Source organism: uncultured Alsobacter sp. (genome assembly GCF_945952055.1).
Lineage (GTDB): Bacteria > Pseudomonadota > Alphaproteobacteria > Rhizobiales > Beijerinckiaceae > Alsobacter.
Map to the genome: position 1 here is coordinate 1 of NZ_CAMFHB010000088.1, position 9,259 is coordinate 9,259.

Annotated in this window: 8 protein-coding genes; 7 read left to right on the forward strand and 1 reads right to left on the reverse strand. The window is 69.0% G+C overall.

Annotated elements, in window-relative coordinates:
- Window positions 1-30 precede the first annotated feature (30 nt).
- From ybgF to Q0Q47_RS30645, 5 genes are all read left to right on the forward strand, one after another.
- A complete protein-coding gene (gene ybgF / locus Q0Q47_RS30625; RefSeq protein WP_293868897.1) occupies window positions 31-960 on the forward strand; it encodes a tol-pal system protein YbgF in 930 nt (309 codons plus the stop codon).
- Window positions 961-962: 2 nt separating this feature from the next.
- Entirely contained in the window at window positions 963-2,027 is a 1,065-nt protein-coding gene (gene tilS, locus Q0Q47_RS30630) for a tRNA lysidine(34) synthetase TilS (RefSeq protein ID WP_293868899.1), read from the forward strand.
- 158 nt (window positions 2,028-2,185) lie between these two features.
- Window positions 2,186-4,108 carry an ATP-dependent zinc metalloprotease FtsH gene (ftsH, locus tag Q0Q47_RS30635; protein ID WP_293868901.1) on the forward strand — a complete coding sequence of 641 codons (1,923 nt, stop codon included), beginning with the start codon at window positions 2,186-2,188 and terminating at the stop codon, window positions 4,106-4,108.
- Between the two features lie 245 nt (window positions 4,109-4,353).
- Window positions 4,354-5,700, forward strand: a complete 1,347-nt coding sequence (gene glmM, locus Q0Q47_RS30640; RefSeq protein WP_293868903.1) for a phosphoglucosamine mutase — start codon at window positions 4,354-4,356, stop codon at window positions 5,698-5,700.
- 198 nt (window positions 5,701-5,898) lie between these two features.
- A complete protein-coding gene (locus Q0Q47_RS30645; RefSeq protein WP_293868905.1) occupies window positions 5,899-6,720 on the forward strand; it encodes an outer membrane protein in 822 nt (273 codons plus the stop codon).
- A 70-nt stretch (window positions 6,721-6,790) separates the two neighbouring features.
- Here Q0Q47_RS30645 and Q0Q47_RS30650 read toward each other — a convergent pair whose 3' ends face one another.
- Window positions 6,791-7,105, reverse strand: a complete 315-nt coding sequence (locus tag Q0Q47_RS30650; protein ID WP_293868907.1) for a HigA family addiction module antitoxin — start codon at window positions 7,103-7,105, stop codon at window positions 6,791-6,793.
- Window positions 7,106-7,268: 163 nt separating this feature from the next.
- Between Q0Q47_RS30650 and Q0Q47_RS30655 the strand changes: the two genes are divergently transcribed.
- Together Q0Q47_RS30655 and Q0Q47_RS30660 are read left to right on the forward strand one after the other, a co-directional pair.
- Window positions 7,269-8,441, forward strand: a complete 1,173-nt coding sequence (locus Q0Q47_RS30655; protein WP_293868909.1) for a phosphoserine transaminase — start codon at window positions 7,269-7,271, stop codon at window positions 8,439-8,441.
- A 136-nt stretch (window positions 8,442-8,577) separates the two neighbouring features.
- On the forward strand, window positions 8,578-9,259 hold a 682-nt coding region (locus Q0Q47_RS30660), incomplete at its 3' end, for a hydroxyacid dehydrogenase (protein ID WP_293868911.1).

Sequence of the window (9,259 nt, forward strand, 5' to 3'; positions counted from 1 at the left end):
ACACGTAAGGAGTCGTCGGCAGCGTCAGATGTGTATAAGAGACAGGAAGACGTCGAGTTCCGCTTCCAGGAGATGAAGGGCGGCGCCCGTCCGACCGCCGGCGGCGCGACGCCGACCGTCCAGCCGGCCCGCCCCGCGCCGAGTGCGCCCGCCCCGGGCCCGGCGCCGCAAAAGCGTGGCGACGCCTTCGATCCCGCCTCCCAGCCGAACGCGCCCGGCGCCCCCCGGACGCTCGGCAACGTGCCGGGCGACGTGACGGCCGGGATTCCGGCCGCCCGCGGCGTGCCGATGGACGGCATCTTCGCCGACGACGACGGCGAGGCGGGCCCGCTCGACCTCTCGACGCGAGCCCGGCCAGGCACCGCGGCGGGCGGCGTCGGCCTGTCGCCCCCGGGTCTTCCCACGGGATCTCTGCCCTCCGGCTCGCTGCCGTCCGGCGCGCTGCCGGGCCCGACCGTCCTGGCGCCGAGCGCGCAGGCGATGCCCCAGCCCGCGATGCCCCAGGCCGCCGCGCCCCGGACCGGGGCTCCGGCCGTCATGGGCACCGCGCCCACCCCCGTGGCCGCGCCGGGCACCGGCTCCGCCAAGGAGGACTACGACATGGCGTACGGCCTCCTGCAGCAGAAGCAGTACGAGCAGGCCGAAATGGCCTTCCGGCAGTACCTGCAGACCTGGCCGCGCGACCGGCTGGTGCCCAACGCGACCTACTGGCTGGCCGAGACCTACTACCGTCGCCAGCGCTATCCCGACGCGGTCGAGCAGTATCTGAAGGTCTATAAGAGCCACGGCCAGTCCAGGGTCGCACCGGAAAGCCTCTACAAGCTGGCCCTTTCGCTGCGCGGCATGGGGCAGCCCGAGCAATCCTGCGCCACCCTGGCCGAGGTGCTGCGCAAGTATCCCGACTCCTCGAACGATCTGCGGGCGGGCGTCGAGCGGGAGCAGAAGCGCGGCAACTGCTGAGCGTGGCGGAGGAGCCGGCCCCGACACCCCACGGGCGGGCCGCCACGGCGCTCGTCGCCGCCTTCGCGGGGCTCGAGACGGTTCCGGCCCTGGTGCTCGCCGTGTCCGGCGGCGCCGATTCCATGGCCCTCCTGTGTGCCGCGGCCCTGTGGGCGAAGAGCGGCACGGGGCCGCGTCCGCTCCTCCACGTCGCCACCGTCGACCACGGCCTTCGCCCGGACGCCGCCCGCGAGGCCGAGCAGGTGGCCGCCTGGTCCGCCATGCAAGGGCTTCCCCACGCCACGCTGGCCTGGACGGGTCCCAAGCCGTCCACCGGCCTGCAGGCCGCGGCTCGCGAGGCGCGCTATGCGCTTCTGGAGGAGTATGCGGTGTCGGTCGGCGCGACCCATGTGCTCACCGCGCACCACGCCACCGACCAGGCGGAAACGGTTCTGATGCGGCTGATGCGCGGCAGCGGCCCCACGGGCCTCGCGGCCATGCAGGCCTGCAGGGCGCTCGGCCGCGTCACGCTCGCGAGGCCCTTCATCGGCCTCGCCAAGGCCGATCTCGTCGCCTTCCTGCGCTCGAGCGGGCAGGAGTGGATCGAGGATCCCTCCAACATCGACCCGCGTTTCGCTCGCACGGCGGTGCGCCGGGGCATGCCGCTGCTGGCGGCAGGCGGGCTCACGGAAGAGCGGCTCGCCCGCCTCGCCGCCCGCCTCGCGAGGCTGGACGAGGTGGCTTCCGCCGCCGCTGCCACGGCGACGGCGCGGGACGTCCGCCGGACCGGCGACACCTGCCGGATCGCTCCGGACCTGTTCGGGGAACCGGCGGAAACCCGTGTCCGGGTGCTCGCCGCCGCCCTGCAGGCGACCGCCGGCTCGCCGATGCCGCCGCGCCTCGAGCGGGTGGAGCGCCTGGCCGGGGTCCTGTCCACGGCTTTCGCCGAAGGTCGGGCAGTGACCCGGACGGCCGCAGGGTGTATCGTGCGGCTTCGCCGCGGTGAGGTCACCATCGTGCGCGAGGGCGAACGTGCTCGTGGTCGGAGCGCGCGTTCACGCCCTGCAAAGAACGAGCTAGTAGTGTAAGGCCGGATGATGCGGCATCTGGCACGAGTCGCTATTTCCGCGCGGATCGTCTGCTTCCCTTGGCAGAGCGGGTCCGCAGACCTACATTGTGACCATGCAACCCGTCCGGACGCGTCCCTTCCAGGCACGCCGGGCCGACCGAAGGCGACCGATCGGTAATGAACCCGAACGTCCGCAATTTCGCCCTCTGGGTGATCATCTTCCTGCTCGTCCTGGCGCTCGTCACGCTGTTCCAGAATCCTGGCCAGCGAACCGCGTCCTACGAGATGAACTACAGCCAGTTCCTGAACGAGGTCGAATCCGGCCGCGTCTCGAACGTCGTCATCCAGGGCCCCGAGATCCACGGCACCCTGTCCGACGGACGGCAGTTCCAGACCTATTCGCCGAACGACCCGAACCTGGTGCAGAAACTGTCCCAGAAGGGCGTGAACTTCTCGGCCAAGCCGCTCCAGGAGAACCTGCCCTGGTTCCTGGCGCTGCTTGTCAACTGGATGCCGCTGATCGTCTTCATCGCGGCCTGGATCTTCCTCTCCCGGCAGATGCAGGGGGCGAGCGGCAAGGCGATGGGCTTCGGCAAGTCCAAGGCCAAGCTGCTCACGGAGGCGCACGGCCGCGTGACCTTCGAGGACGTGGCGGGCGTCGAGGAGGCCAAAGAAGACCTGCAGGAGATCGTGGAGTTCCTGCGCGACCCGCAGAAGTTCCAGCGCCTGGGCGGCCGCATTCCGCGCGGCGTGCTCCTGGTCGGCCCTCCCGGCACAGGCAAGACGCTGCTCGCCCGCGCCATCGCCGGCGAGGCGAACGTGCCGTTCTTCACGATTTCGGGTTCGGACTTCGTCGAGATGTTCGTCGGCGTCGGCGCCAGCCGCGTCCGTGACATGTTCGAGCAGGCCAAGAAGAACGCGCCCTGCATCATCTTCATCGACGAAATCGACGCGGTCGGTCGCCATCGCGGCGCCGGCCTCGGCGGCGGCAACGACGAGCGCGAGCAGACGCTGAACCAGCTGCTGGTCGAGATGGACGGCTTCGAGGCGAACGAGGGCATCATCCTCATCGCCGCGACCAACCGCCCGGACGTTCTCGACCCGGCGCTGCTGCGTCCCGGCCGCTTCGACCGCCAGATCGTCGTCCCCAACCCGGACGTCATCGGCCGCGAGCGCATCCTGCGCGTCCACGTCCGCAAGGTTCCGCTGGCGCCCGACGTCGACCTGAAGACGGTCGCCCGCGGCACCCCCGGCTTCTCCGGCGCCGACCTCATGAACCTCGTCAACGAGGCGGCCCTGCTCGCGGCACGCCGCGGCAAGCGCATCGTCACGATGAAGGAGTTCGAGGACGCCAAGGACAAGGTCATGATGGGTGCCGAGCGGCGCACCCTGGTCATGAGCGAGGACGAGAAGCGGCTGACCGCCTACCACGAGGCGGGCCATGCCATCCTCGCCTTCAACGTCAAGGCGACCGACCCGGTCCACAAGGCCACGATCATCCCGCGCGGCCGTGCCCTGGGCATGGTCATGCAGCTCCCCGAGCGCGACAAGCTGTCGATGAGCTACGAGCAGATGACGTCGCGCCTGGCGATCATGATGGGCGGCCGGGTGGCGGAAGAGCTCGTCTTCGGCCACGACAAGGTGACCTCGGGCGCGGCCTCCGACATCGAGCAGGCCACGCGGCTTGCCCGCATGATGGTGACGCGCTGGGGCTTCTCGTCGGAGCTCGGCACGGTGGCCTATGGCGAGAACCAGGACGAGGTGTTCCTCGGCATGTCGGTTTCCCGCCAGCAGAACATCTCCGAGGCCACGGCCCAGAAGATCGACGCGGAGGTTCGCCGCCTCGTCGAGGAAGGCTACAAGGAGGCGACCAAGGTCCTCTCCGAGAAGCGGGACGATCTGGAGACGCTGGCTGTCGGGCTGCTCGAATACGAGACGCTGTCGGGCGACGAGATCGTCAACCTGCTCAACGGGAAGCCTCCGGTGCGCGATGTCGGCGACGATCCGCCGAGCCGTGCCGCTCCGGTGGTGCCGACGGCCGGAAAGGGCCGCCCGCGCCAGGAGCCGGACGCCGGCATGGAACCTCAGCCGCAGGCCTGAGACCCGGTGCAAAGCCGTCCCGCCCAGACACGCCCGGCCATCAGGCCGGGCGTTTTCGCGCGGCGGGCCCGTCGCTTGAACAAGCCGGTAACCCGGGACGTCTAGGGTCTGCCGCTGGCGTATCGCCGGACCGGGCCATTCGGTGGTAAGCCATTGCGAACGAGGGAACGCTGCCGATAAGCATCGGGCCCCGACGAGAAGTCTGCGGTCCCCCGGCTGGCGGCATCACCCATGCGAGGAGCCCAATGAGCAGGAAGTATTTCGGAACGGACGGCATTCGCGGTCTCGCGAACCGGGTCATCACGCCGGAGCTGGCGCTCAAGGTCGGACAGGCGGCGGGACTGGCGTTCCAGCGTGGCGAGTACCGCCATCGCGTCGTGATCGGCAAGGACACGCGCCTGTCGGGCTACATGATCGAGTACGCCATGGTCGCCGGCTTCACGTCGGTGGGGATGGACGTGCTGCTGCTCGGCCCCATTCCGACGCCCGCCGTGGCGATGCTCACGCGCTCCCTGCGCGCCGACCTCGGGGTCATGATCTCGGCCTCGCACAACCCCTACCACGACAACGGCATCAAGCTCTTCGGGCCCGACGGCTTCAAGCTGTCGGACGACACCGAGCGCGAGATCGAGGCCATGATCGACGGCGACCTCACGGGCAGGCTGTCCGGCTCGGCCGAACTCGGCCGCGCCAAGCGCATCGAGAGCGTCCACGCGCGCTACATCGAGTTCGCCAAGCGCACGCTGCCCCGCAATCTCGACCTCGAGGGGCTGCGCATCGTCGTCGATTGCGCCAACGGCGCGGGCTACAAGGTGGCTCCCGAGGCGCTGTGGGAGCTCGGCGCGGAAGTCGTGTCCATGGGCGTCGAGCCCGACGGCTTCAACATCAACCGTGACGTCGGCTCCACGGCGACGGACGCGCTGTCCAAGCGCGTGCGCGAGCTGCGGGCCGACATCGGCATCGCGCTCGACGGCGACGCCGACCGCGTGGTCATCATCGACGAGAAGGGCCGGCTGGTCGACGGCGACCAGCTGATGGCCGTCGTCGCCAAGAGCTGGCTCGACGAGGGACGCCTGTCCAAGCCCGGCATCGTGGCGACCGTGATGTCGAACCTCGGCCTCGAGCGTCACCTGCAGGGCATCGGCCTGTCCCTGGCCCGCACGGCGGTCGGCGACCGCTACGTGCTCGAGCACATGCGCGAGCACGGCTACAACGTCGGCGGCGAGCAGTCGGGGCACATCATCCTGTCCGACTACAGCACGACCGGCGACGGGCTCCTGGCGGCGCTTCAGGTCCTCGCCGTGGTCAAGCAGCAGGGCCGGCCCGTGAGCGAGGTCTGCCACTGCTTCGAGCCCCTGCCGCAGATCCTCAAGAACGTGCGCCTGCGTCCCGGTGGTCGGCCGCTGGAGGAGAGCACGGTGGTCACCGCGATCGAGGCCTCGCGCCAGAGGCTGGGCGCTGGTGGCCGCCTGGTGATCCGTCCGTCGGGCACCGAGCCGGTCATCCGCGTCATGGCGGAAGGCGACGACCGGGACGTGGTCGAGCAGGCCGTCGACGACGTGATCGAGGCCCTGCGCCGCGTGGCGGCCTGATCGCATTAAGAATTCGGCAAGATTTCACAGCAAAGGGCCGGATCGGACACCGATCCGGCCCTTTGCATTAAAGTGGTCATGAAAGAACGTGGTAAAGAGTTAGGGTTAAGAGGCTGTTTACCGGCCCATGAGAATCTTCCCTCACAGGTTGCACTACGAACCGGCCACACGCGGCCGCTGCGACGAGGGATGGTTGTGATGGGTATCAAGCAATTCGCGATGGCATGCGCCCTGGCCCTGGGCATGGTCGGACCGGCGGCAGCCGCGGACCTGCTTCGCCTCCCGCCCCCGCCTCCGATGGCGCCGGAGCCCGTCGACTTCGGCGGCTGGTATCTGCGCGGCGACGCAGGCGGCAGCATCTACCAGACCGGCAACTGGTCCCACGGCGCGATCAGCAACACGCCGACGGCGAGCTTCGTCGAGCACACCGCCGGCAACGCCGGCTTCGTCGGTGCCGGCGTCGGCTACCAGTTCAACAGCTGGCTGCGCGGCGACATCACCGGTGAATACCGCTGGGGTGCCAAGGTCGGCGCCCGCGCGACCTACACCGCCTTCTGCCCCGCCGCGGTCTGCGACGACATCTACGACGGCGGCACCGTCTCCAGCGGCGTCTTCATGGCCAACGGCTACGTCGACCTCGGCACCTGGGGCGGCTTCACCCCCTTCGTCGGCGCCGGCCTCGGCACCGCCTACATGAAGACGACGAAGAGCTACGACTTCGGCCCGCAGACGCTGGCGGTCGGCTGGATCAACGGCGACACCCGCTGGAACTTCGCCTGGGCCCTGATGGCCGGCGTCGGCTACGCGGTGGCCCCGAACCTCAAGCTCGAGCTCGGATACCGCTACCTGAACCTCGGCGAGGCCAAGCTCGGCGCCAACATCTGCCCCGGCGGCGGACAGTGCGGCTTCGACGGCAAGATCAAGAACGTGGACTCCCACGATTTCCGCATCGGCCTGCGCTGGATGCTGGCCGACCACGCCCCCGCCTACGAGCCCCCGCCGCTCGTGCGCAAGTACTGATCGCATCGACGCATCAGAACGGAATGGGGCCGGCAGGAATGCCGGCCCCATTGCATTTCAGGCCATTCCGTCAGGCCGCGTGCGGAACGATCTTGGCGAGGTCCCCTTCGATCAGCCTGCGACGTTCCATCAGGTCGAAATCAGTCTGCAGGCCGAGGAAAAATCCCTCCGACATGCCGAAATAACGGGCCAACCGCAGATCCGTGTCAGCCGTGATGGCCCGTTTGCCGAGAACGATTTCGTTGATCCTTCGCGGCGGTACGCCGATCGCCCGTGCCAAGGCATTCTGGCTCAATCCAAACGGCTTCATGAACTCTTCGGACAGGATTTCCCCGGGCGTGGGGTTGGGCAGGACATCAGTCGTGGTCATCGACGATCCCGACATCTCTCGGTCCTCGTTTCACTGTCAGCAAAGCTCCCGATAATCCCGGAGCATAACGCATGACGTTATGCGGTGCAATTGACGCGGCCGTCGCTCTGGCCTAAGTCCGGCGGCGGGACACTCCCCCCCAACGGGGAGCGCCCATCTGCAAGGATGGAGACATCAGATGGCTAACCCGACGCCCGGCCTGCGGCCGGCGAATCCGCTTTTCTCGTCCGGCCCCTGCGCCAAGCGCCCCGGCTGGTCCCTCCAAGCCCTCCAGGACGCGCCGCTCGGCCGCTCCCACCGCGCCAAGGTGGGCAAGGCCAAGCTGAAGCTCGCCATCGATCTCACCCGCGAGATCCTCGGCGTCCCGGCCGACTACCGCATCGCCATCGTGCCGGCTTCCGACACCGGCGCCGTGGAAATGGCCATGTGGTCGCTGCTCGGCGCCCGCGGCGTCGACATGCTCGCCTGGGAAAGCTTCGGCGAGGGCTGGGTGACGGACGTCGTCAAGCAGCTCAAGCTCAAGGACGCCCGCGTCCTCAAGGCCGGCTACGGCGACATCGTCGACCTCGCGACGGTGAACTTCGACAACGACGTCGTCTTCACCTGGAACGGCACCACGTCCGGCGTGCGCGTGCCCAACGGCGACTGGATCCCGGCCGACCGCAAGGGCCTGACGATCTGCGACGCCACCTCGGCCGCCTTCGCCCAGCGCCTCGACTGGGCCAAGCTCGACGTCGTCACCTTCTCCTGGCAGAAGGTGCTGGGCGGCGAGGCCGCGCACGGCATGCTCATCCTCTCGCCGCGCGCCGCCGAGCGCCTGACGAGCTACACCCCCGCCTGGCCGCTGCCGAAGATCTTCCGCATGACCTCGGGCGGCAAGATCACCGAGGGCCTCTTCCAGGGCGAGACCATCAACACGCCGTCCATGCTCTGCGTCGAGGACTACATCGACGCGCTGCAGTGGGCGAAGTCGATCGGCGGCCTCGAGGCCCTGATCGCGCGTGCCGACGCCAACACCGCCGTCATCGCAGACTACGTGGCGAAGAATGGCTGGCTCTCCTTCCTGGCCAAGACCGACGCCATCCGCTCCAACACCAGCGTCTGCCTCGTGGTGTCCGACCCGCACGTCGCGGCGCTGCCCGCGGAGCAGCAGGCGGCTTTCGCCAAGGGCCTCGTCGACCTCGTCGAGAAGCACGGCGCGGGCTTCGATCTCGGGGCCTACCGCGACGCACCGCCCGGCCTGCGCATCTGGTGCGGCGCCACTGTCGAGACGGCCGACGTCGCCGCGCTCATGCAGTGGGTCGGCTGGGCCTACGCCGAAATGAAGGCCGGCCTCGCAAAGGCGGCCTGAGACCCTCGGCCCCCTCGGACCAGACGGCGCTCTCCTTCCCCTGCGGGGGAGGGAGGCGCTCGATCAGCTCGATGCGTTTGCAAGTCAGGCGCCCACGCGCCGCCCCTCCCGCCGGAGGGATGTAGGAGATCCATTCATGGCACCCCGCGTTCTCATTTCCGATGCCCTGTCCCCCGCCGCCGTCGCCATCTTCCAGGAGCGTGGCGTCGAGGTCGACGTGAAGCCCGGTCTCGACAAGGACGAACTCGCCGCCATCATCGGCCAGTACGACGGCCTCGCGATCCGCTCGGCCACCAAGGTCACGGCGAAGCTTCTCGAAAGCGCCACCAACCTGAAGGTCGTGGGCCGGGCCGGCATCGGCGTCGACAACGTCGACATTCCGGCGGCGACCGCCAAGGGCGTGATCGTCATGAACACGCCCTTCGGCAACTCCATCACGACGGCGGAGCACGCCATCGCGATGATGTTCGCCGTCGCCCGCGAGATCCCCGCCGCGGATGCCTCCACCCAGGCCGGCAAGTGGGAGAAGAACCGCTTCATGGGCGTCGAGATCACCGGCAAGACGCTGGGCATCGTCGGCTGCGGCAACATCGGCTCCATCGTCGCGGACCGTGCGCTGGGCCTGCGCATGCGCGTCATCGCCTTCGACCCCTTCCTCTCCCCGGAGCGGGCCGTCGACCTCGGGGTCGAGAAGGTCGACCTCGACGACCTGCTGGCGCGCGCGGACTTCATCACGCTGCACACGCCCATGACCGCGCAGACCAAGAACATCCTCTCGGCCGAGAACCTGGCCAAGACGAAGAAGGGCGTGCGCATCG